Source organism: Jiangella ureilytica (assembly GCF_004348545.1).
Lineage (GTDB): Bacteria > Actinomycetota > Actinomycetes > Jiangellales > Jiangellaceae > Jiangella > Jiangella ureilytica.
This window is the reverse complement of sequence record NZ_SMKL01000069.1, coordinates 1-23533: the sequence shown is the minus strand read 5'-3', so window position 1 is coordinate 23533 and position 23533 is coordinate 1. Positions and strand designations below refer to the sequence as shown.

Below are 23533 nucleotides of genomic sequence, written 5' to 3'. Positions count from 1 at the left end.
GCTGAATGGCCCCCGTCCGGCGCCGGTCCGCGGGTGGCGGACCGGCGCCGGACGAGGGTTGTCAGCGGTGTTCAGGACATGGACCACGACATCCGGCTCGACGCTGCCGGTTTGCCGATGTCGCTGCGCGCGGCGGTGCGGACGATGGCGCCTCGTTCCCTGCCGCTGAGCACGCCGTCAGTCACCAGTCGATCGGTCACCTCGCCGACATGGCGCATGAAGGCTCCGTGACTGTTCCAGTCGTCCTCGTCGAGGATGAGGTCGTTGACCGTGCACCCGTCGTCGAGCGCGTAGCTGGGCACGCCGGTGTCCTCCTCGCCGATCATGACGGTCTCCCGCGGGTCCGGGTCCGGACAGTTGCCCGGGTCGCCGTCGCCGATGGTGAACTCGACCGTCCGCCAGTCCTCGACGTTGCCGGCCACGTCCACCGACCGGAACTCGACGGCGTGGTCGCCGGGCTCGGTGACGGTGATCGGCTCGGCGTAGACCACCGGCTCCTCCGCGCCGGCCGGCCGGTACTGCGTCTCGGCGACACCGGAGGTGGCGTCCTGGGCGTTCAGGGTCACCGTCACCGGGCCGGTGTAGACGTCGCCGGCCTGCTCGCCGGCGAGGGCGGCCGCGGTGGCCGGGCCCGTGCCGTCGATCAGGAACTCGATCTCTTCGATCCCGGTCTCCACCGGCGGCTCACCGCCCGACGGCGTCACCTCGAACGTCGCCACCATCCCGGCCCACGTCGTGGGATCGGCCGGGTCGGGCCGGTTCGAGTGCGGCGTGCAGTAGACGTAGTACGTGCCCACCTCGGTCGCCTCGAAGAAGAACGGGTCGTCCTCCCAGTCGTCGCCGAGGGGACGAGATGCCAGCACCTCGCCGCTCTCGTCGGTGACGACGACGTCGTGCGCATAGCCCGGGACGTACTGGAACTTGACGGTGTCGCCCTGCCGCACGCTGAAGTCGGTCTCGCTGAACCCGAAGCCGCCGGACCCGACGAGGATCTCCTTCTCGATCGGCTCCCCGCCGCCGTCGCCGGGCAGCACCGCCTTGTAGTCGATGTTGTAGACGCCGTCGGCGTCGAACACCACCGGCTCGGTCCACGTGCGCCACTGGGTCTCGTCCGTCCGCGGCCGCCAGAGCAGTTCCGCGTCCGGGTCGTTGGACTCGAGCGTGAGGGTGACCGGTGAGACGTACCAGCCGCCGGCGCCGTCGGGCTCGGCCGGCGACACCGAGGCGTCGACCGTCAGCTCGTCCTCGATCTCCTTGATCCAGACGTTGCGGAACTCCACGCTCTCACCGGCCGCCTGGCCCGACGAGTGGTTCTGCAGGCCGACGTAGCCCTCCAGGGGACGGCTGCCGTCGCCGGTGAACGTGGTGACCTCGACATCGTTGAGGGTGACGCGGTACTCCTGGCCGATCACCTCGATCTCCATCGTGTTCCACTCACCGATCGGGTTCGTGGCCAGTGGCTCGGCCGGTGCGAAATTGTAGATCGCGCCGGTTCGGGTCATCGGGTTGTCGGTGGCGTCGTAGATCTGCACCTCGTGGCCCTCGTTCACCGGCCGGCCGGCGTCACCCTGCGGGTCGGGGAAGCGGAGGAACACGCCGGAGTTGTCCGTCGGCGCCTGGACCCGGAAGTCGACCCGCATCACGTAGTCGGCAAACGTCTGCCGGTCGTACCAGAGCAGGCCCATGCCGCCGTACGGCTCGAGCAGCCCGCACTCGTCGATCTCGAAACCGCCGGGACCGGCCATGGTCCAGCCGTCCAGCGTCCGGCCGTCGTACAGCGGCACGAAGCCCGCCGGCGGCGTCTCCGGCTCGGGGCACTGGGTGTCGCCGAGCTCCTTGATCCAGATGTCGCGGAAGAACACGTTGTCGGAGACGCGGTTGTTCTGGATCCCGACGAAACCGGAGGCGAGGTCGCGTGCGGGGTCGTGGTTGTGGAACTCGTTGACCAGGACGTCGTTGATCCACACCCGGATCATCGGGTCGTCGACCTCGATCTCCATCTCGTTCCATTCACCGGCGACCGTCGGGAACGACGTCGGCGCCTGGAAGGTGTAGATCGAACCGGTCTTGGAGCTGTCCGCGGCACCAGGGGAGCCGCCGGTGTCGTCGATCTGGATCTCGTAGCCCTGGCGCACCGCGACCCACGGGTCGTCGCCGGGGTCGGGGAACCCGATGAACACGCCGGAGTTGTCGTCCTCGGCCACGGCCTTGAAGTCGACGTGCAGCCGGTAGGACTCGAACTCCTCCTCGTGCCACAGCATCCCCAGGCCGGCCGGATCGCCGACCGACTCCAGGGCGCACGAGCCGGGCCGCTCCCCGTCCGGGACGACCGCGAACCCACCCGGACCGGCCTGGTTCCAGCCGGTCAGCGTGGCACCGTCCCACAGCGGGCGGTACCCGTCGTCCACCGTCGGCGCGGCGCACGCGGGCTCCTCCGGGACGCACAGCGAGAAGTCGGAGAAGGACGCGGTCAGCGGGTTCTCGATCTCCGCCGGGCCGTGGGCGGCGAAGAAGCCGAACGTGGGCGCCTCGTAGTTCGAGATCGGCGCCGGCCGCCCCACGTTGATCCAGGTCTCGCCGTCGCGCGAATAGGCGGCGCGCACGTTCTCGCCGTCGCCGGTGAGCCGCAGCTGCAGGGTCAGCGGCGCGGCGGCGACCGTCGGATTGTCGACGCCGCCTTGGAAGCGGATCTCACCGTTCTCGTGGTACAGGTACTCGAACCGGCCGTCGGCCGCGCCGCCGTAGGGCGGGAAGTAGGCCGCCTTGGTGAAGTTCTGGTCGTCCTCGTAGATGACGAACCCGGCCTGGTCGTGGTTGGTGACACCGGCCGGCAGCTCGACGGTGGCCTCCGCGACCCAGTTCCCGTCCGGCACCGGGGCCATGATCAGGTTCTGCGCGGTGGTGTTGATGTTGCCGCTCAGGTGGTTGCTGATCATGTCGCCCTGCAGCATGTCGATCTCGAGGGCGCCGTCGACCTGCCGGTACCCCTCCGGGTTCTCGCGCACGATCGTCGACCAGCGCTCGCGGTCGAGCTCGGTGCCGGCGAACTCGTCGGTCTCACAGGTACCGGGCTCGCTGCCGCTGACGTGGTCGACCCGGTACAGGCCGGCGTTCGGGCTGTTCCCGAACGAGCCGCCCTCCAGCACATACAGCGAGCCGTCCGGGCCGAACTCGCCGTCCATCAGGCCGGACCAGGTCTGGCCGGGCATGAAGTCGTCGATGGCGACGACGTCCTCGTTCTCGTCCAGCTCGACGGTCTTCACGTGACCGCGGTGGAAGTCGAGCAGGAACCAGCGTCCGTCATAGTGCTCGGGGAACTTGGTGTCGGACTGCAGGCTCGCGTCGTAGCGGTACACCGGGCCCGACATCGGCCCGCCCGCGCCGGAGCCCATGTTCAGGAACGGCTCGGGGATCGGGTTGAGCTCCTGCGCCGGCCAGCCGACCCAGGTCTCCGGCCAGTTCGCCCAGCTGCGCGGGTAGTAGATCGTCGCCGGCGTCACCGGTGGGAGCTGGTCGAGACCGGTGTTGTTCGGTGAGTCGTTGACCGGGCCGTTCTGGCAATCGTAGAAGTCGCCGAGCGGCTGGTTGGTCGCGTAGTCCCATGGGCGGTACGGGTAGTTGTTCCCGATGCAGAACGGGTAGCCGAAGTTGGCCGCCTCGGACGTGGCCATGTACTGGTCGAAGCCCCAGGGCCCGCGCTCGGTCCACTCGCCCAGCCGGTCCGGCCCGTAGTTGCCGATGTGCAGCCGGTCGGTCGCGGGGTCCAGTGAGATGCGGAACGGGTTGCGGAACCCCATCGCGAAGATCTCCGGCCGGGTCTTGCCGCCGCCCTCCTCGTCGCCGGTGAAGAGGTTGCCGTCCGGGATCGTGTACGTGCCGTCGGGCTGCGGGGTGATCCGCAGGACCTTGCCGCGCAGGTCGTTCGTGTTGCCCGACGTCCGGCGGTCGTCGTTGTACCAGTGCGTCGGGCGGCTGTCGAGCGGCGAGTACTGCTCGTTGAGGTCCGGCGGCGACTCGTCACCGGTGCTCAGGTAGAGGTTGCCGGCGGAGTCGAAGTCGACGTCCCCGGCGACGTGGCAGCAGTGCGTCTTGTTGTACGGCACCTTCAGCATGACGATCTCGGACGCGACGTCGAGCTGGTCGTCCTCCACGGCGAACCGGGAGAGGTAGTGCGCGTTCTCGGCGCGGGTGGTGTAGTACACGTACACCCAGCCGTTCGTCGCGAAGTCCGGGTCGAGGGCCAGGCCCAGCAGGCCGCCCTCCTGGTTCTTCGACCCCTGGAAGTCGGGGTTCGGCGGCAGCGGGTGGTCGTCGAACACGTCCAGCTCCGCGACCACGCTCACCTGCCCGGTGTCCGGGTGATACACGCGGATGACGCCGTCGCGGCTGGTCATGTAGACGCGGCCGTCGTCGGCGATGTCCATGGACATCGGCTGGGAGATGCCCGGTGCCACCAGCACCTTCTCGAACTGGTCGGCCGCGGAGAGCTCCGCGAACGTGCTCGCGGTGTCGGCCGGAGCCTCGACGATCTGCGCGGTGGCCGGCGCGCTGACCAGTACGGACATCAGCAGCGCCAGGAACGACAGTAACGATGCGGATCGCTTGCCCAACATGGCTTCCTCCCGGGGAAGGGACCGGTGTGACCTGAATGAACGCCGTGTTGATCTACTGCGGAGGGAATCAGGTGAGTAGCGCCCTGCAGGTGCCGGCAAGCAGAGCCTGACTTCGGGTGGCCGGCTGCCGCGCCTTCGGCGGCCGTGCGACACGGGGCGAGTCCCGGTCGAGAGCAGACGCAGTCGCGGCCACATCTGACAGCGGCGAAGACCACCATCTATACTTAGTAAGGAAACCTCCCTAACTATGTTGACGATCACTATGTTGGTGCGGGATCGTCTGTGTCAAGGGGTACTAGTGACTCAAATCGGACATGGCAGCGGGCCCCAGGTGCTGCGGCTCATGAACTGCGCCGCTGTGCTCTCCGCCATCCGTGCCGCGGGCACGGCACGCGTGACGGACCTCATCCGAGCGACCGGCCTGTCCCGTCCCACGGTCAGTGCCGCGGTGTCGACGCTCATGGCCGACGGGTGGGTCGAGGAGACCGAGGCGCCCGAGGTCGACCTGCCTCGCATGGGCCGGCCGGCCCGGGTGCTGCGTTTCCGCGCCGACGCGAGATATGTGCTGGGGATCGACGTGGGACCGCACAAGATCTACTGCGCTGTCGCCGATCTCAGCGGAACCGTCGCGTCTCGCGTCCGTCGTGACGTGACCGACGCGACCACCCATGCCCAGCTGCTCGAGCAGGTGACGTCGACGATGAGCCAGGCGCTCGACGCGGTACCCGTCCCGTTGTCCGCGCTCGCGGCGGTAGGCATCGGAACGCCCGGCATCGTGGACGAGCAGAGGGGCGCCGTCGTGCAGGCACCGTCGATACCCGGATGGAACTCGCTGGAGTTGGGCGGGCTGTTCCGGCGCAGCGTCGAGTGTCCCGTCCAGGTCGAGAACGACGTCAACCTCGCCGTGATGGCCGAACGATGGAACGGCGTCGGCAGTGCTGCCGAGAACCTGATCCTCGTGCAATGGGGTGCCCGGGTCGGTGCGGCCGTGCTGGTGCACGGGCAGTTGCACCGCGGCGCTCACGGAGCGGCCGGAGAGATCGGCTTCCTCGAACTGGAGGAGGAACCGCAAGGTGTCCAGCCCGACGGGCTCGGCCCGCTCGAGTCCGCGGCCGGAACCGCATGGATCCTGCGCCGAGCACGCAGCCTCGGCTTCGACGAAGGCGCAGACGCGGCCGCCGTCCTCACCGCGGCGGCCGACGGCGATGCCCGGGCCCTTCAGGCGGTGGACGAGGCCTGCGCTCGGCTGTCGCGAGGGCTCGCCTCCTTTGTGTCCGCGATCGACCCGGAGCTGGTCATCATCGGTGGCAGCGTCGCCCTGGCCGGCGACGCGGTGCTGGCGAGCATGCGGCGGCATCTGGGTCGGCGTGCGCTCGTGACGCCCCGGCTGGAACTCTCCCAGCTCGGCGACGACGCGGTCGCACTCGGCGCTGTGCGGCTCGCCCTCGCCGATGCCGAGCGACGGCTGCTGGACGTCTATACGGCGCCGTCGCCGGCTGAGCAGCTGTGACGACAGCACTCGGGCGTTACTCGGCCGGCCCCAGGCCCTCGACGAGGTCGCCGCGACAGCGCCCTTCGACGACCACGGCGCATTGGTACGCGCGGTGCGAGCCCTGGTCCAGCAATGCGAGCCGACGGCCTGCTGACCCGCCAGGAAGCACAAGACATCCAGGTCACCGCCAACCGCTCCGACATCGGCCGCGGCTGACGCCGAGCCCGGCCCGATGGGGCAGTCGCCGGGCTCAGGTCGCTCAGAGATCTCGCACGGCGTCCGCGAGCACTCTGTCCGCCGGCGCGGAGCGGCCGGCCCGTCGCGCCCGTTCGGTTGCCGACGCCTCGAGAGCCGCGCCCGCCCGCGCCGTGACGAGGTCCGCGGAGGCCGCCAGGAGGGGCATCAAAGGCACGCCGAGCGGATCACGCAACGCCTGCGAGGCGCTCAGCAGGGCGATCGCGCGCTCGTGGTCTCCCCGGGTGCTGTAGAGCTCCGCCGCGATTCCCAGACCGAGGGCCAGCACCCAGCAGTGACTCAGCCCCTCGTAGTGGTGCAGCCCCTGCCGCAGCAGCTCCGCGGCCTCCGCCTGGTCGCCTGTGCGCCAGGTGATGACGGCACGCACCATCAACGCCCGGGCGAGGCCGTCCAGCTCGCCCACTGCCCGCAGGTGCGACTCGCACTCCTCGAGCAGCTTCCTCGCCTGCTCGTACTCCTCCCGTGCGGTCGCCACGTAGGCCAGGTAGAGCAGGGCGTATCCGGCCGGCCATCGGCCGCCGCGGCGTCCCTCGGCGTGCCTCAGCGCCTCGTCCAGGATCGTGACCGCGCGGTCGAGGTCGTCTGTGTAGATCGCGATCAGCCCGGCGGTGGTCATCGCGCGCGCCACGCCGACGCGGTCTCCCACCTGCCGGCTCAACGCAACGGCCTCGTCGACGGCTCGGGTCGCGGCGGCCAGATCGCCCTGGATCGCCGCGAGCCCCGCCTGGCTCTCCAGCGCGAGCGCCCGGATCGCCGGCACGACGGGAGCCTCCATGGCCAGCGCACGCTCAAGCCAGCGCCGCCCTTCGTGGTAGAGGCCGTTGCGCTCCCAGACGGGGTACAGCAGTCCGGCCAGCCGGACGGCGGTCGCCGCGTCGCGCTGATCGATCGACCACGCCAGGGCCGCGCGCAGGTTCCCGGTCTCTGCCGCCACCCGGCGCAGCCACATCGCCCGCGCCCTGCCGTGCAGCTGCCCGCGGGCGGATCTGACCAGCTGCAGAGTGTAGGCCGCGTGGCGGGTCCGAACCGCTGCCGCGGCACCGGACGCGACCAACCGTTCTGCCGCGTACGCGCGCAGGGTCTCCAGCATGCTGTAGCGCGTGGTGGCCGGGTCGGTCCGGTCGATCACCACCAGCGACTTGTCCACGAGCCGCGCCAGCCCGTCGAGCACGCCCGCCTCGCCGTCGGCGACGTCGACGCTCACCGCCACCGCAGCGTCGACGGTGAACCCGCCGACGAACACCGATAGACGATCGAACAGCGCCCGTTGGCGATGGTCGAGCAGTCGGTAGCTCCAGTCGACCACGGCCCGCAGCGAACGATGGCGGGCAGGCGCGGTTCGACTCCCGCGCGTGAGCAGTTGGAACGGCTGATGGACGCCGCCGGCCGTCTGGTCGACGCCCCAGGCACTGATGCTGGCCGCGGCGAGTTCGAGGGCAAGCGGGAGACCGTCCAGGCGGCGGCAGATATCGGCGAGGCGACCCGTCACGGCGGCCGTGACCTCGAAGTCGGGCTGAACCGCTCTCACCCGCTCGACCAGCAGCCGGACGGCGTCGGCCCGGACAACGGCCCGCACACCGGTGACACCTGCCGGCGGCACGCCCAGGCCGCCCACGCGCCGGACGGCCTCGCCGGTGATGCCGAGCCGCTCCCTGCTCGTGACGATGATCCGCAGATCCGGGCAGCGTTCGAGCAACCGCTCGGCGACACGGGCGACCTCGTCGAGCACGTGCTCGCAGCCGTCCAGCACGAGCAGCGCCTCGGTCGTCGCCAGGTAGTCGACGATGATGTCGAGCAGCGGACGGCGCGCGTGCTCGCGGATCCCCAGCGTCGTCGCGATCGCCGACGGCACCAGGTTCGGCTGCGGCACTGAGGCCAGCTCGACCAGCCACGTCCCGTGCCGGAAGTCGGACCGGCACGCGGACGCGACCTCGACCGCCAGCCGGCTCTTGCCCGCCCCGCCGACGCCGGCGAGGGTGACAAGGCGTCGCGTGCGCAGCAGACCACGGATGGCGACGACATCGCGCCGCCGGCCGACGAAGCTGGTCAGAGCTGACGGGAGATTGCCCGCGATCCGCCGAGCCGCCGTCGGCCGAGGCTCGAGCTCAGGATCGTGCCTGAGGATGGCGGCCTGTATCCGTCGGAGCTCAGCGCCCGGCTCGACGCCCAGCTGGTCGGCCGTCAGCCGGCGGACGGTGTGGTAGGCCTCGAGTGCCTCACCCTGGCGTCCCGCGCGGTAGAGGGCCACCATGAGCTGGGCCCAGAACCGTTCACGCAACGGATGCTCCGCGACCAGTGTCTCCAGCTCCGCCACCACGCCCGCGTGCCGGCCGAGCTGGAGGTCGGCGGCGATCCGGTTCTCGACCGCCTGGTGCCGGAGCTCGGTCAGACGAACGGCCTCGGCGCGGGCGAACGGCTCGTCGGCGAACTCCGCCAGCGCCGCTCCACGCCACAGCGCCAGCCCGAGCGCGAGCTGCGCACGTGCCCGGGCCGCGTCGCCGTCCGCCAGCGCGTGCGAGCCGTCGGCGGCGAGTCGTTCGAACCGCCGGGCGTCCAGCGAGTCGTCATCGACGCGAAGCAGGTAGCCGCCCCCCTGCGTGAGCAACTCAGGCTGCCCCGCCCGCAACGCGGCCCGCAGCTCCGACACACGAACGTGCACCATCTGAGGTGCGGACCGCGGGACCGACGACCCCCACAACGCATCGATGAGACGGTCGGTGGGCACGACCTCGCCGGCATGCACCAGGAGGACGGCGAGCAGCCTGCGGTGCCGTGGTCCGCCCAGTCGGAGGCGAGACCCCTCGTGCAGAGCATCGACCGACCCCAGGACCCGGAACTCCACACCTTCCACGCTCTCCTCCCCCATCGCTCGCCGGAGTAGCGTTAAGTCAGTTAACTCACCAAGACAACGGCTCGTCAATGCCATGGTGGCTGACGGAGATCCGAGCTCCGCAACGAGTCGGTCGCCGTCCGAGTCGGGCGTGCCAGCCGTCTCGGTGCGTCGCAGGGTCTGTTCGAGCAGGTCGCGCAGGGTGCGTCGGCCTCGGCCCGGGTCGTGGCGTCCCAGGTCTCGACCAGGTCAGCGGCGTCGCCGAGGTAGCGGCGCATCAGGTCGAACAGCTCACCGTAGAAGCCCGCGACGATCGCGATGAGGTGCAGCCGCTCGGGGAACGGGTCGCCGGTGTCGAGGTAGTTCGCGATCTGGGAACGGTCACCGCCTTGACACTACTACTCCATTCTGGAGTAGTGTCCAGATGGTACATATTCGAGTAGAGCGCCGTCGCCGGGGGATCCATGGCGGAGATCGTGCAGCTCGACGGGCCACCCGCGCGGGTGGAACCCGTCACCGGCGAGATCATGCTGGAGTACCTGGCCTGGGTCGCCGAACGCTTCACGGCCGACCTCGGAGTGGTGTTCGACGATCTCGACGCCTCGCTCGCCTTACATCACCGCGAGTTCACCCAGGAGCTGCCGCAGCTGCTGAGCCCACGGGGACGCATCCTCGTCGCGCGGGCCGGCGCCGAGATCGCCGGGATCGGCGCGCTTAAGCCCGTCGACTCCGTCGTGGCCGAGATCAAGCGCATGTACGTGCGCCCCCACGCGCGCGGACAGGGCATCGGGCGGGCCATCCTCGAGCGGCTGCTGGCCGAGGCGGACACCATCGGCTATCAGGTGGCGCGCCTGGAGACCGCGCCGTTCATGACCGAGGCCCATGCCCTGTACCGGTCGCTCGGCTTCCGTGACATGCCGATGTTCGACAACCCCGAAGCCGGCCTGTCCGGCCTCGAGTCCTTCATGCTCTTCATGGAGCTACGACTCGACGCTGCCGCCTGAGCCGGGCTGCGCGCGCCGGCGATCATCGTCGCGCACCCACTCACGAGGCGTGCTCCTGCAGTGCGGCGCGGTCCAGTTCACTGCTGCCACCCCAGCCGAGCAGGGTCCGCACGGTGACGATCTCCCCACGCAGCGCGATCACGGGGTGTGCGCGCCGTTGACCAGGCCGACCCCGCACATGGCGCCACCGGGAGCGAAGCTCGTCGTGACGGCCGGACGCGGCATGCAGAAGCCTCACCGGCTCGGCCCGGCGACGCGTCACCTTCGGCAGCACACGCGCCTCGCGTGGTAGCCTCGCTTTACTTAGTCAACTAACTCACTTGACTCATACTTGGAGGCGAACGTGAGCGCAGCCGTTCTGGTCACCGGGGCGACCGGCAAGGTCGGGCGGCGCCTGATCCCGCTGCTCTTGCGGCGGGGCGCGACCGTCCGCGCCGCCAGCCGGTCGTTGCTCCCGGCGCGCACCGGCATCGAGCCGGTTCGCTTCGACTGGACCGACGAGAGCACCTACGAGGCCGCACGCAAGGGCGTGGACGCGATGTTCCTGGTCGCCGGCCCCGTCCCGCAAGCGGCGCACGCCGACTACGTCGGCGCGCTCCTGGACGGAGCCGCCGAGGCGGGGGTCGAGAAGATCGTGTTGCTGTCCCCGTACGGCGTCGGCCAGGCGCCGCCGGAGAACCCTCTGCGCCGCATCGAACTGGCCCTCGAGACCTCCGGTGTGCCGCACACCTTGGTGCGGCCGGTCGCGTTCATGCAGAACTTCTCCGAGGGACTGAGGTGGCGCGAGGCGTTGGTCGAGGGCATCCGAGAACGCGACGAGATTGCCGCGCCGGGCGGCGACGGCGTCGTCAGCTACGTGTCGACCGAGGATGTCGCAGCGATTGCGGCCATCGCCCTGACCGAGGACGGGTACCAGGGCAAGGCGTACGCCCCGGCGGGCCCGGAACCACTGACCCTGACGGAAGTCGCTGAGCACATCTCGTGGGCCGCGGGACGCCGGATCAGATACGTCGAGACCGACCGCACACCCATCCGCGACGCGCTCCTCGCCGCCGGCGCGCCACCAGAGACCGCCGAGCACAACAGCCAGGTCTACGTCCACGCGTTCAGCTCAGGCGCGCAAGGTGTGCTCAACGACGACATCCTCGACGTCACCGGACGGCCGCCGAGGAGCTTCGCCGAGTTCGCCGTCGGCGCAGCAGCGGCCTGGCGCCGATAGGCGGTTCCGGGACGCCCGGCGAGGTGGCGACGCGCGGCATCACGTGAAGCCAGATCAGGAGACATCCATACGACGCTGTCCTCGATTCTCGGGCAGCATAGTCGGTCATCTAACTCGCTACTGCCGTCCCGCGTCCTTCCCACACCACGTCGGGCGAGGGCCCACGCCCCGACCCGCCTCGTGCACCTGCAGTTCAGGCGCTGCGCCGGCTGCACCCACTGCCACCCCACCTGCGCTCGATCGTCGCTGCATCGAGAGTTCGTGGTCGAGTCGTCGCCACGAGCCGTGCTCGACCCACGCGCGCGGCACCCGGCCATCAGACGAGCCATCCGCAAGCACCAACCACTCTCTGCCGGCCACCGCCGCCGACATCCCGATCGCCCCCGGCGGCCAGGTGCTCGCGACTACGTACGGCACCTACGCCTTCGACAATGGTCCGTCGGCGAACTGCTCCAGCCGGCCTCGCAGCACTGGCCTTGACGGGCGTAGGACGCCCGTCCTAGAGTCGTCGTTCTAGGACGCCCGTCCTACCCATAGTGGTGTGATCCTCTGCCGCTGGAGGCAGTCGCGTGCGCAGACCTGTTCGATCCGCTCCGGCTTGGCGGCGTGGCAATGACCGACCGATGGTGATGGCGCCGATGACCAGCAACCGAGCCGATGAGGACGGCGTCGTGTCGCCCTTGACGGTGATCTACTACCAGCAACGCGCCCGTGCTGGGCTGATCATCGCCGAATCGACGCACGAGTCGGCGGACGGTCGGGTATCCGTTCACGCCAGGGTTCACACCGATGCGCAGGCCGAGGGCCGGCTTCGAGTGACCGACGCGGTGCATTCGACTGGCGGCCGGATCTTCCTGAAGCTGTTCCACAGTGGGATGCGGGACACCGCGCTCACTCGATGCCGACGAGATCACCGGCATCGCGGCCCCATTCCGGCATGCCTCGTCGATGGCCAGACGCAGGGTTCGACGGCGTGCAGGTCCATGGCGGCAACGGCTACTGATCGATCAGTTCCTCCGCGACGGCAGCAAACCATCGCACCGACCGCTGCGGCGGGACCGTCCGGAAGCGTATGCGGCTCCACACGCACACGTCGAGCACGTGGTACGCGAGCTCGGCCGATGGCGCCTGGCTTACCTGCACGTGCTCGAGGGCGACATGACGCCGACGTGGACGCTGGAGCATCGATCGGGACGGGAAGGTGGCGGCCGTCGACCATCGCGTTCCACGGTGGGGCAGACCGGATGCACCGATGATCCGACCTTTCGAAGCGACTACCCTCCAGCGTCCTGACGGCGCGGGCCACGATTTCCGGGAGGCGCCACATGGGCAACGCTGCGACTCGTGAGCACATCGTCGATGCTGCGGATCAGTTGTTCTATCGGCATGGTTACGAGCACACGACGTTCTCCGACATCGCCGACGTCGTGCAGATCTCCCGCGGCAACTTCTACTACCACTTCAGGTCCAAGGACGAAATCCTCGACGCGGTGATCAAGACCCGTTTGAAGCAGACCCAGGAGCTGCTCGAGCAGTGGGAGGCGGACGCAGAGCAACCCGCCGACCGCATCCGCAGCTTCATCCACATGTGGTTCGCGAACCGGGCCGACATCGCGCTATATGGCTGCCCGGTCGGGACGCTGACCACTGAGCTGGCCAAGCTGGACCACACCTCACAACGCGATGCCACCGCGCTCTTCACTCTCTATCGGAGCTGGCTCCGTCGGCAGTTCACGCTGCTCGGACGTGGGGCCGACGCCGACGCGCTGGCGATGCACCTGCTCGCCATGAGCCAGGGAGTGGCAGCCGTGGCCAACGCCTTCCGCGACGAGGACTTCATCGCGCACGAGGTGACGAAGATGTGCGAATGGCTGAGCTCCTACACCGACGACGCCGAACGTGGCACACCCGACACGGACGAGTCCCACAACCGATCATGAGCGAGAAACGAATGTTCACCGTACTGCTCAGGTTCTCTGATCATCGAAGCCGCGCGGGCCAGTTCATCGACGACCACAACGCCTGGATCCGACGTGGCTTCGAGGACGGTGTCTTTCTGCTGGCCGGCAGCATTCGGCCCGGTCTGGGCGGGGCGATCGTCGCGCACAACACGTCGTTGCCGCACCTGAAGCGCAGGGTCGACGAGGACCCGTTCGTCGCCGAAGACGTCGTCAAGGCGGAGATCCTCGAGATCGCGCCGGCCAGGACCGACAAGCGGCTGGAGTTCCTGCTCGGCTGAGCGGCCAGTGCCGCCTCCACAAGACATAAGGATTCGAGATCGATGAGTACGACGTTCCTGGGACCTGACGGCGAACCACGATGCGGCTGGGCCGGTGCAACCCCGGAATTCCTCGGCTACCACGACACCGAATGGGGCTTCCCGGTCCGCGACGACCGCAGACTGTTCGAGAAACTCAGCCTGGAAGGTTTCCAATCGGGCCTGAGCTGGCGCACCATTCTCGCCAAGCGAGACGACTTCCGCACCGCGTTCCACGACTTCGACATCGAACAGATCGCACGATTCACCGACCACGACGTCGATCGCCTGCTCCAGAACCCGGGAATCGTCCGCCATCGCGGCAAGATCGAAGCGGTGGTCAACAATGCAGGCCGCGCGCTCGAGCTCGTCGAGCGGGAGGATTCGCTGGCCGCGTTCGTCTGGCGCTACGAACCCGACGCCCAGAACCGCGCGGCCCCGCAGGCCGCATCGACATCGGCCGAGTCCATCGCGCTGTCGAAGGAGCTCAAGAAGCGCGGCTGGAAGTTCGTCGGGCCCACGACCGTCTACGCCTTCATGCAAGCCATGGGATTGATCAACGACCATCTCCACGAGTGTGTCATCCGACCTGATGTCGAACGAGCCCGCATCGACCGCCGCACCCAACACCAGCGCCCGTTGTGACCCGCACCGCGGGCGATCATGACGACCCAGCGACTCGGCTAGCCAAGACCGACCTGGCCCATTCACGCAGAACGGTCCGGTGCAGAACCGACCTGGTGTTCGCTGGCACAGACAGGGACCGCGGTGGCAGCGATCAGGACAGCTCGTCCAGCCACCGCTCGATGCGACGCACTTCCGCCTTCAGCAAGGCGGGGTCGCCGAACGTGTTGGCGAGGAGCGCGGCGCCCTGGATGCGGGACATCATGGTCACCGACAGCGCTGCCGCGTCGCGTCGTCCGAGCTCCCGGAACTGCAGCTCCATGAAGTCGAGTACAGTGCGCAGGAGATCCGCAGCTCGCTCCGCGGGCTGGTCATGCGACTTGTTGAGCTCCGAAGCCAGGCTGCCGATGGGGCACCCGTTGACGGCGACAAGGTCGGCGGAATCGGTCCATTCTTCGGCCAGGCCCTTGAGCTTCGCCTTCGGGCTGCGGCGTCGGTCGAGTTTCGCCAGCGTGTCGCGAATCGTAGTCTGGCGGTCGTCGATCACCGCCTCGACAAGATCGTCGAAGGTCTTGAAGTAGTAATAGACGTTCCCTGCCGGGACATCGGCGTGAGCGGCGATCTGAGCCAGCGTGGTCCGCTGCACCCCCTGCCGGTACATGAGGTCGCCGGCGCTGCCGATCAGCCGCTCACGCTTGCCGGGACGTGTCACTGAGTTGGTCATCTCGCTCTACATGCTACCCCGCTTGCCACCCTTGGCAGTCGTGCACCAGTTTGCGATTCGAGGTAGTGCGACCGCAGCCAACTGAGTGCCTTTCGCCATCTCGAGGTCGCGTCCGCCCGGCGCGCGCCGCCGCAGCGGTCCGCCCGGGCCGGTGGCGGATCGGGGCACCGGCCCGGGCGGAGTCGCGTCACCCGTGGTCGTGACTCACGGGCGGATCAGGTCCCACTCCACCGACGCCCGCGTCGGCGACGTGTTGGTGACGCACACCTCGTAGCTCTCGGTCGGTGCCGGAGCGAGCACACGGTTGACGTTCGCCGCGGTCTCGAGCACGACCTCGCGCAGGACATTGGCGTCGCCGTCACTCGCACGAATCGAGTACCGCACAGCGACATCGGACCTGCCGACCAGTTCGACCCTCGGGGTGGCCCATCCACCGACCCACTCGCCGCAGGCGCGGCCGCCGGGACCGAGGGTGGCCCTGTGAGCGCCGATCCCGTTGACTGCGGCCGGGCTGGGGTTCGCGTAGAACGACAGCTTGTAGTCGTAGACCGTCTTGTCGGTCTTGTTGGCCAGGCACGCCCGGTAGTAGGCGGGACCGTTCTGCGTCGATCCGACGCGCACCGTCTTGAGTTCCCACTCAGTACGGCGCAGGACGTCGACCTCGGGTCCGTCGGGGGTCGGCGAGGCCCGTACCGTCCAGATGACCGGCACCTTGTTCGTCGCGTGCCCGTAGGCCCAGACGAAGGTGTCCGCGTACGCGCGATCCGTGCAGATCACATCGCCCGGCCGAAGCCCGGCGCCGTCCGCGGCCTGCGCGGTGCCGAGGTGGGTCAGCGCCGCCGCGCCGGCCGCCAGCGCGACCAGCGCCGCAGCGAACTTGCGCAGAATCACGACGACTCCTCTCCGACGAACCGCATCACGCCGCCGCATCGGTCTCGGGGCCGGTGTCGACGGACCGGATCGTCTGTTCGTCAAGCGCGTGCACCATCACGGCGTGGTGGGTGGATGAGCTCGTCGTACGCGTGCGTGATCCCGCCATGAGCTTCCGTGTGGAGTGCCCCGCCGTGCGCCAGGCTGTCCGTACCGCTCCGGGCGTCCCCATCCGTGCCACAGTCGCCGCGGCGAGGGCCGAAGCCTCGAGCCCCACGCCGCCAGCCAGCAGCGCCCCTCGCGAGGTGGACGTCTCCACCGTCGCCGATACCTCGTCCTCCATACTTCGTCCTTCCACGAGAGAGTGGCCGACGCCTGCGGCGACCATGCGACCGCCGCGCAGATGGGGCTCACGGTAGGACGGCAACCTTCCGAGATCCTTATCGATGCCGTCGGCGGGTTAGTCATCTCACTGAGTAGCGGACGGCCCGGCGGCAGCCTCGGACGTCCGTGGCGACGGCGCCGCGAGCCCCGGTCGCCGCCCGACCAGTTCGATCGGCGTCGACCGGCGCATCCCGGCGATCGTGAACGTCAGTCCGTCGCCGGCCCGTCGGCTCCGAGGTCGACGGACCGGATCGTCTGCTCGTCAAGCGCGCGCACCATGACGGCATGGTGGTGACTCGGCTTCGTGCGCGTGGGTGATACCGCCGTGGAATTCCGTGCGAATGATCCCTCCGTGTGCGCGAACATCCTCGCGTCGCGATGTGGCGGCCCTCCAGAGGTTCAGCGATCGCTGCATCGTGATCCCTCCTTCCGCCCGGCTGGCCGCCGCAAAAATACCGCCCGCTTCCCGAGCGACCGTACGAGCGATTCCTTCCGGGACCCTTGTCCTCGTCAGCATCGTCATGTCTGGATCGGTCATCCCTCCGAGTCAGGTGCGATGTCGTAGCAGCTCCGGTCCCCGCCCTCATCGACGCGGCATCGAACGCCCGCAGTGCCGGATCCGTCCGGTGCACGGCCCGCTCGGCCCTGCCGCGGCGACGGCTGAGCGGCCTAGGCTGAACGGCTGTGAACGGTGGAGGATCCAGCAGCCGCGCGGTCGTCGTCCTGGTGCTGCCGGAGGTGAACCTGCTGGACCTGGGCGGTCCGGTGCAGGTTTTCGACGCTGCGAACCATCGAGGCGGCGACTATCGCATCGAGTACGTGGCCGCCCAGCCCGCGGTGACGTCAGCACAGGGCCTTCGCCTCGCCGACCTGGGCGCTCTGCGCGCAGTGGCGGCGGGCGACCTCGTCCTGATCCCGGGTCCCCAGCTGCATCCGCCCGAATCCGGCCACCCGATCGTGTCCGCCGCGGTCGTGGACTGGTTACGGGCAGCACGCGCCAGCGGCGCACGCTTCGCGTCGGTCTGCACCGGGGCGGCGGCGCTCGGCGAGGCCGGTCTGCTCGACGGTCGCCGGTGTACCACGCACTGGTCGCTGATCGACGCGATGCGGCGGCGGTACCCCGCAGCAGATGTGCAGGACGCCGTGCTGTACGTGCACGACGGTCCGGTCAGCACGAGTGCCGGCTTCGCGACCGGCATCGATCTCGCACTGTCGCTGGTCGAGCGCGACCACGGGCCCGCCGTCACCGCCGCGGTCGCCCGTCAGCTGGTCGTCTACGTCCGCCGGTCGGGTTCACGGGAGCAGCTCAGCGCGTTCCTGCGGCATCGAGCGCACCTTCACACCGCGGTCCACCGGGTCCAGGAGCACCTCGCCCAGCACCTGGACCGCCACCACACCCTCGAGGATCTCGCGTCCGTGGCTCATCTCTCACCGCGTGGCCTCAGCCGAGCCTTCCGTACCACCATCGGCATGACACCGCGCATGTACCACGAGGAGCTGCGTCTCGATCTGGCCGCGACGCTGCTCGCGGAGACCGATCTGACCGTCGACGCGGTGGCGGCGCGCTGCGGCTTCGGAGACCCGCGACACTTCCGGCGCCTGTTCGCCGCCCGGTACGGCCGACCGCCGTCGCTGGCGCGTGGGGAGACGGTGGCATCGTGACCCGTTCCCTCCCTCGCGCCGTCCGCGTCGGTATCCACATCGTCCTGGTCGTCGGCATCGCCGCCGCCGTCATGGCGACGACGGTGATCGCCGGTGTGACGACGACCATGCGCCAGAGCCACGGTCTGACCGAGCTGACCCCGCCCACAACCGGCTGGCCCACGCCGCCGGCGCCGCAGGCCGGCCGCATCACGGTGGCTGTGGTGCTGGGAACCAGCGGCTCGGTCGTGACCGACGTGCTGGCGCCGTACGAGGTCTTCGCCCGCTCCTCCGCGTTTCAGGTGTACACGGTCGCCGAACGACGCCAACCCGTGGCCCTCACCGGCGGCCTGCCGGTCCTCCCCCATCACACCTTCGACACCGTCACGGCCGACCCGGCGCTCCGGCCCGACGTGGTGGTCGTGCCCGCGTTGGCCGAGCCGGCCGGCGATGCCGAGCTGCCGCTGCGGGAGTGGGTGGCCCAGCAGGCACGGCGTGGCACACGCATCCTCGGGGTCTGCTCGGGTGCCCACGTCCTTGCCGCCGCCGGCATTCTCAACGGCCGGACGGCCACCTCGTTCTGGTTCCGCGTGGGGGCGCTCCAGAAGGCCTATCCGGACGCGACCTGGGTGACGGGCGAGCGCTATGTGCAAGACGGGCCGATCACCACAACTGCCGGTGTGACCTCCGGAGTCATCGGGGCGCTGCGCCTGGTCGAACAACTGGCCGGACCCGCGGAGGCGGAACGGATCGGAAGCGAGGTCTCCTACCCAGGCTGGTCGATGAGCGGCACGACGGCCATCGGACGGCACCGGCTGGCGATCGGCGACCTTCCCTATGCGCTCAACGCGGCCTTTCCCTGGGGCCGCCCGACCATCGGAGTCGGCCTCGTCGACGAGGTCGGAGAGACGGAGGTCGCGGCGGCCTTCGAGCTGTACTCAGCCACATCGTCCGCAGCACGCACGGTCCCGCTCGCAGGGCGGCGATGGGTCACCACCCGCCATGGCGTCGTCCTGATTCCCCAGCTTGCCGACGGGGACAGCCCGGCAATCGACCGTTTGGTCGTGCCCGGCGTCGAGCACGCCGACGATGTCGGCCGGCCCCTGACGCGCTGGGCCGCCGAGCGACACCTGACCGTGGAGCTGCCCCACCAGGGTCGCCACGGCCACGAGTCCGGCATCGATCCCGTGCTGCGAGACCTCGCCTCCCGCGCCGACGTGGCGACGGCCCGCACGGCCGCGAAGTTCACCGAGTACCCCGTCGACCACCTGCAGCTGGACGGTCCAGACTGGCCCTGGCGGCCCACAGTTCTCTTCGTCGTCGCGTTGGCGCTCTCGGTCGCCACCGGAATCGTTGCGGTGACCGTCGTGCCCCGGATCGTCCGCAGGCTGCGCGGTAGTGGTCGCGGCGCCGCCAGCGTCGCGGCGGATGGCCGCAGCCGTCACGTCGGCGCCGGCGGCGATCGACCCGGATGACGGCGCTGTCCGGCCGTCGCGCTCGCGGCCGGACCGCCGTTCACGGCTGGTCCCGTAGCGGTCGGTGGCCGGCGATGAACGTGTGTCTTCCCCACCGCCGCAGCACCGCATTGCGGGCGAGCGGGGGCAGTCGGCGCAGCTTGTCGCGGCGGCGTGTCTGTGCCAAGACCCAGTTCGTCCTCGGCCGGCGGCGCAGCTCGTAGGCCCGGAGTCCGTCGGCCAGCGTCGGCGAGGCGGCGAGCGACTCGGCGAGAACGACGGCGTCCTCCAGCGCCATCGCGGCGCCCTGCGCCATGTTCGGCGACGTCGCATGGGCGGCGTCACCCACCAGGAGGACGGTGCCGCGCAACCACGACGGCATCGCGACCTCCAGCAATCGCCCGCCGTGCACCACGCCGTCCGTACCGGCAGCGTCGATGCCACGCAACAGGGTGGGCACCGGTTCGGCATAGCCCGCCAGTAGCTGGCGCATCGACTTGTCGACGGCCGACGGCGGTCCGTCGCAGTAGCAGTAGACCCGCCCGGCGCCCACCGGAATGGTCAGGAACGCCGACCCGCCGCCGAGCATGAGCGACCACACCGGCGGCGCGGCGTCCGAGGCGGCGAGGAAACGCCACGCGAACGCGCCGATCGGTTGTGCCGGCCAGTCGTCGAACACGAGCTGGCGCACCGTCGAGTAGGCACCATCGGCACCGATGACGAGGTCATACCCACTCGAGGACCCATCGGTGAAGGTGACCTCGACGTCGTTCAGACCGTCGACGATTCGCTCCGGTCCCGTACCCCACCGGATGGGCACGTCCTTGGCACCGGCCAGCAACACCTCGTGCAGCTGCGGGCCGCGTCAGCGCCAGGCACGGCCCGACGTCGCCCCAGACGTCGGCCAGTTCGAGCTCGAACAACCGTCTGCCGCGATGGTCAGACACCCGCTGCCCCTCGACCTGGACCGCTCGCGTCCGTACCGGGTCGCCGAGACCCATCAGGTCGAGCGCGCGGACGCCGTTCGCAGGCAGGAACAACCCGGACCCTCGGGTCGTCACGCGGGATGCCTGCTCGACGATCTCGACCTGGGCACCCCAGGCGCGCAGCGTCCGGGCCGCCGCCAGGCCCGCGATACCGGCACCGACCACGAGCACTCGCACGCCGTCAGCACGCATGACCCGACGTCCTCACCAGCGCCCGCAGGACCGCATCGTGACCCGCATCCTCGTCCGAACACATGCACTCGACGCTAACGGGGCGACCTTCCGAGGTCCTTACTCGTCCAACACGAGGGGGCCTTGCCTCATGGCCGATCGGCGGTCACGTTTCGCCTGCGGCGAAAGCACCCCGCCGTAGCGACCGGATCCGCCCGAATGCCCGCCCAGATTGCCGTCGCTGTGACGCACGATGACGCCCCCGGCGAATGCGACCGCGACCTGGAGTTCCAGGTCGCGCTCGACTTCATCATCGATGCACTCGACCGGCTCAGGAACGGCTGACTGACGGGTTCTCGGGATCACTCAGACGTAGCGTGCGTTCGAGCATGCCGCGCAGTTCGGCGTCGAGCCCGACACCGGTCGTGGCGTCCCAGGTGTCGGCGAGGTCCGCGGCCTCGGTGAAGAATCGCCGTATCAGGTCGAAGAGCTCGCCGTAGAAACCTACGAGGAGCGCGATGAGGTGAAGGCGCTCGGGGAAGGGCCCACCCGTGTCGAGATAGGTCTCGATCTGTGGCCGGGCCCGAGCCAGTTCGCTGTCGGCCCAGGCGGCGGCCGAGCGCAGCGACCGGGCCAGCTGGTCGGGCGCGCCCTGGTCGGCGTAGATCACTCGGAGCATCGCCTCCAGCTCGAGGACCGGCGGAGCCGGTTCGGTGTCGAGCCATGCCTCCAGGGCGCGGCGGCCGCTGGCGGTGATGCGGTACAGCGACCGCGGCCGGTCGCCTCGGTGCTGGACGGTGACCCTCGCCAACCCGGCATCGACCAGCTTCTTCGGCTCGGTATAGAGCAGGCTCTCGGACCTCGGCCACAGGTAATGCAGGCTGCGCTGCATCTGCTGGGTCAGTTCGTACGCGGTCCACGGCCGGATGGCGAGAAGTCCCAGCAGCGCGTACGAGGTCGTCGTCAGGCGGGGGGTCCTGGATGCGGTCACGGTCTTGACACTACTCAAGTTTGGAGTAGCGTCGCGCATAGTCCAAATTGGAGTAACGAGGAGTGGAGCTCATGACCCATGCACTCGGCCGGCGGACGTTTCTGCAAGGCCTGGGCGCCGCCGGTGCGTTGACGCTCGCCGGGCCGGTGCGGTCGGCAGCATCGGAACGAGGGGGGCGGGGCGGTCGCAAGGTGGTCGTGCTGGGGGCCGGCCTGGCCGGCCTGGGTGCGGCCTACACCCTGACGAAGCGCGGGTATGACGTGACGGTGCTCGAGGCGCGGGACCGGCCGGGCGGGCGCGTGCACACGGTGCGGGACGCGTTCCGGCGCGGCGGGCACGCCGAGCTGGGCGCGGTCCGGATCTTCGACACGCATGAGCACACGCTCAGGTATGTCGAGGAGTTCGGCCTCGAACTCACACCGTATGAGACCGGCACACGCGCCTTTCACCTGCGCGGCCGGCGGTTCCTGGCGCCACCGGCCGACGAGCCGTGGCCGTTCCCCGGGCTGCATTCCCACGAGCAGCCCGACCCTGCGGCACTCTTCCCGCAGTACGTGCTGTCGGGGATGCTCAAGCTCGGTGACACCTCTGATCCCGGCTGGCCCGGCTCGGTGCCGTCGGCACTCGAGCTCGACCGCACGACGATCGACGACTACCTGTCCGCACAGGGTGCCTCGAAGGCGTGGCGTGACTGGTTCTACGCACAGAACGGCCGAGTCGCGCGCGTCAACGCGGCGGCCGGCCTGGCCGTCGAGTCGTTACCGGCCGGCGACCGGGTCACGAGCATCAGCGGCGGCAACGACCGCCTCCCCTACGCGATCGCCGCCGCGCTGGGACGCCGCGTCAAGTACCGCAGCGAGGTGGTGCGGATCGCCCAGGACCCCCGTGGTGTGACCATCGGCTACAAGGACCGCGCCGGCCTGCACCAACTGCGAGCCGATCGGTGCGTCTGCGCGTTGCCGTTCGCCCCGCTGCGCCGGGTGCACCTCGACGCCGGCTTCTCCCCCGAGAAGCTGGCCGCGATCCGCAAGCTGCCCTACATGGCCGCCGCCCGCTGCTATTTCCAGACCCGGCGCAGATTCTGGCAGAACGACCCGCTCGGCCCGCTGGGCGGACTCAACCTCGTGGCCACCGACACGATGGCCGGCCGCGTATGGAACACCAGCTCCCAGCAGTCCGACCCGACCAGCGGCATGCTGCACGCCTACATGTTCGACACCGAGGCGCTCGAGTTCGCCTCCCAAGGCGAACGACGAGTCCTGGCGATGCGCAAGCTCTTCCGATCACTCGTGCCCGGCATCGACGCACAGATCATCGGCGTCGCCCACAAGGCATGGCAGGAGGATCCGTGGGCCGGCGGCGGCTGGGGCTCGCCGCCAGCCGGCGATCTGCACTGGATGCGTCCGGCCATGCGACGCCCGGAGCGCCGCGTGCACTTCGCCGGCGAACACACCGCCCAGCAGTGGGTCGCCTGGATGAACGGCGCACTCGAGTCCGCCGAGCGCGTCGTCGACGAGATCCTGACGGCCGACGCCCAGCCGGTTGGCCGCGAACGAGGGTGAGGACGATGGCCGATGCGACGTCCTTCGCCCGAGTCGACGGCGTATCGGTCCCCTTGCGGGCCGCGATGACCGGCTACCTCGACCGTGCGGCCGGCCACCACGCGATCCAGCGGGTGCGGCGTGTCGCCCAGGAGGCGCTGGCCCTGGGGCTGGGCCAGCGTGTGCTCGACGCCGGCTGCGGGCTCGGCGAGGTGGCCAGGTCGCTGGCCGTCGCCGTCGGCAGCGAAGGCGAGGTTCATGCCGTCGACACCTCGCAGGTGCTGATCGACGAGGCGCGGCGCCGGCTGCGCAACGACCCGCCACCGCCGGAAAGCGCGCGCATCCGGTACGCACTCGGCGACGTGACGGAGCTTCCGTTCGCCGACGGCACCTTCGACGCCGTCCGCTGTGAGCGGGTGCTGCAGCACCTGGCCGAGCCCGATCGCGCGGTCACGGAGCTGGTCCGCGTCACCGGGC

The 23533-nt window shown here is 69.7% G+C and carries 19 protein-coding genes; 12 read left to right on the top strand and 7 right to left on the bottom strand.

Annotated features, from left to right (window positions below; all coding sequences use genetic code 11):
- Positions 1-71 precede the first annotated feature (71 nt).
- Complete coding sequence (locus E1212_RS23460) at positions 72-4613, bottom strand: 3-keto-alpha-glucoside-1,2-lyase-like domain-containing protein (protein ID WP_203417133.1); 4542 nt, start codon at positions 4611-4613, stop codon at positions 72-74.
- 262 nt (positions 4614-4875) lie between these two features.
- Here E1212_RS23460 and E1212_RS23455 point away from each other — a divergent pair, with 262 nt between their 5' ends.
- Positions 4876-6123 (top strand): ROK family transcriptional regulator, encoded by a 1248-nt coding sequence (locus tag E1212_RS23455; protein ID WP_420814419.1) that lies wholly within the window; start codon positions 4876-4878, stop codon positions 6121-6123.
- Between the two features lie 241 nt (positions 6124-6364).
- Here the strand turns inward: E1212_RS23455 and E1212_RS23450 are convergent, their stop codons facing one another.
- Positions 6365-9226: an AfsR/SARP family transcriptional regulator gene (locus E1212_RS23450; protein WP_238992457.1), complete on the bottom strand. Its 2862-nt coding sequence runs from the start codon at positions 9224-9226 to the stop codon at positions 6365-6367.
- 428 nt (positions 9227-9654) lie between these two features.
- Here E1212_RS23450 and E1212_RS23445 point away from each other — a divergent pair, with 428 nt between their 5' ends.
- The 6 genes from E1212_RS23445 (at position 9655) to E1212_RS23420 (ending at position 14315) form a co-directional block, all read left to right on the top strand.
- A complete protein-coding gene (locus E1212_RS23445; RefSeq protein ID WP_131986961.1) occupies positions 9655-10194 on the top strand; it encodes a GNAT family N-acetyltransferase in 540 nt (179 codons plus the stop codon).
- Positions 10195-10537: 343 nt separating this feature from the next.
- A complete protein-coding gene (locus E1212_RS23440; protein ID WP_162605602.1) occupies positions 10538-11413 on the top strand; it encodes an NmrA family NAD(P)-binding protein in 876 nt (291 codons plus the stop codon).
- A gap of 623 nt (positions 11414-12036) precedes the next feature.
- A complete protein-coding gene (locus E1212_RS31215) occupies positions 12037-12669 on the top strand; it encodes an oxidoreductase (RefSeq protein ID WP_131986957.1) in 633 nt (210 codons plus the stop codon).
- A 69-nt stretch (positions 12670-12738) separates the two neighbouring features.
- Positions 12739-13353 (top strand): TetR/AcrR family transcriptional regulator, encoded by a 615-nt coding sequence (locus E1212_RS23430; RefSeq protein ID WP_131986955.1) that lies wholly within the window; start codon positions 12739-12741, stop codon positions 13351-13353.
- Positions 13354-13364: 11 nt separating this feature from the next.
- Positions 13365-13652: a YciI family protein gene (locus tag E1212_RS23425; protein WP_131986981.1), complete on the top strand. Its 288-nt coding sequence runs from the start codon at positions 13365-13367 to the stop codon at positions 13650-13652.
- Positions 13653-13694: 42 nt separating this feature from the next.
- The gene (locus tag E1212_RS23420) at positions 13695-14315 is read left to right on the top strand and encodes a DNA-3-methyladenine glycosylase I (protein ID WP_131986953.1); all 621 of its coding nucleotides are present in this window, start codon (positions 13695-13697) and stop codon (positions 14313-14315) included.
- A 133-nt stretch (positions 14316-14448) separates the two neighbouring features.
- Here the strand turns inward: E1212_RS23420 and E1212_RS23415 are convergent, their stop codons facing one another.
- Both E1212_RS23415 and E1212_RS23410 read right to left on the bottom strand, forming a co-directional pair.
- Positions 14449-15018: a TetR/AcrR family transcriptional regulator gene (locus E1212_RS23415; protein ID WP_131986951.1), complete on the bottom strand. Its 570-nt coding sequence runs from the start codon at positions 15016-15018 to the stop codon at positions 14449-14451.
- Between the two features lie 204 nt (positions 15019-15222).
- The gene (locus E1212_RS23410; protein WP_131986949.1) at positions 15223-15909 is read right to left on the bottom strand and encodes a hypothetical protein; all 687 of its coding nucleotides are present in this window, start codon (positions 15907-15909) and stop codon (positions 15223-15225) included.
- A 1047-nt stretch (positions 15910-16956) separates the two neighbouring features.
- Between E1212_RS23410 and E1212_RS23405 the strand changes: the two genes are divergently transcribed.
- Both E1212_RS23405 and E1212_RS23400 read left to right on the top strand, forming a co-directional pair.
- Positions 16957-17934 carry a GlxA family transcriptional regulator gene (locus E1212_RS23405; protein WP_131986947.1) on the top strand — a complete coding sequence of 326 codons (978 nt, stop codon included), beginning with the start codon at positions 16957-16959 and terminating at the stop codon, positions 17932-17934.
- Positions 17931-19388 carry a DJ-1/PfpI family protein gene (locus tag E1212_RS23400; protein ID WP_131986945.1) on the top strand — a complete coding sequence of 486 codons (1458 nt, stop codon included), beginning with the start codon at positions 17931-17933 and terminating at the stop codon, positions 19386-19388. The genes E1212_RS23405 and E1212_RS23400 overlap by 4 nt, the downstream gene beginning before the upstream one ends.
- Positions 19389-19428: 40 nt before the next feature.
- On the opposite strand, the gene E1212_RS30145 is transcribed toward E1212_RS23400, so the two are convergent.
- The gene (locus tag E1212_RS30145; protein ID WP_238992456.1) at positions 19429-20211 is read right to left on the bottom strand and encodes an FAD-dependent monooxygenase; all 783 of its coding nucleotides are present in this window, start codon (positions 20209-20211) and stop codon (positions 19429-19431) included.
- On the bottom strand, positions 20093-20545 hold the full coding sequence (locus tag E1212_RS31210; RefSeq protein ID WP_420814418.1) for an FAD-dependent oxidoreductase: 453 nt from the start codon (positions 20543-20545) through the stop codon (positions 20093-20095). Before E1212_RS31210 ends, E1212_RS30145 begins: the two co-directional genes overlap by 119 nt.
- Positions 20546-20743: 198 nt before the next feature.
- Between E1212_RS31210 and E1212_RS30855 the strand changes: the two genes are divergently transcribed.
- A complete protein-coding gene (locus tag E1212_RS30855; protein WP_275296201.1) occupies positions 20744-20869 on the top strand; it encodes a hypothetical protein in 126 nt (41 codons plus the stop codon).
- On the opposite strand, the gene E1212_RS23390 is transcribed toward E1212_RS30855, so the two are convergent.
- A complete protein-coding gene (locus E1212_RS23390) occupies positions 20856-21515 on the bottom strand; it encodes a PadR family transcriptional regulator (RefSeq protein ID WP_162605601.1) in 660 nt (219 codons plus the stop codon). The two genes, E1212_RS30855 and E1212_RS23390, sit on opposite strands and share 14 nt — an antisense overlap.
- 71 nt (positions 21516-21586) lie before the next feature.
- Here E1212_RS23390 and E1212_RS23385 point away from each other — a divergent pair, with 71 nt between their 5' ends.
- The gene (locus tag E1212_RS23385; protein WP_131986941.1) at positions 21587-23077 is read left to right on the top strand and encodes a flavin monoamine oxidase family protein; all 1491 of its coding nucleotides are present in this window, start codon (positions 21587-21589) and stop codon (positions 23075-23077) included.
- Positions 23078-23082: 5 nt separating this feature from the next.
- On the top strand, positions 23083-23533 hold a 451-nt coding region (locus tag E1212_RS23380; RefSeq protein WP_131986939.1), incomplete at its 3' end, for a methyltransferase domain-containing protein.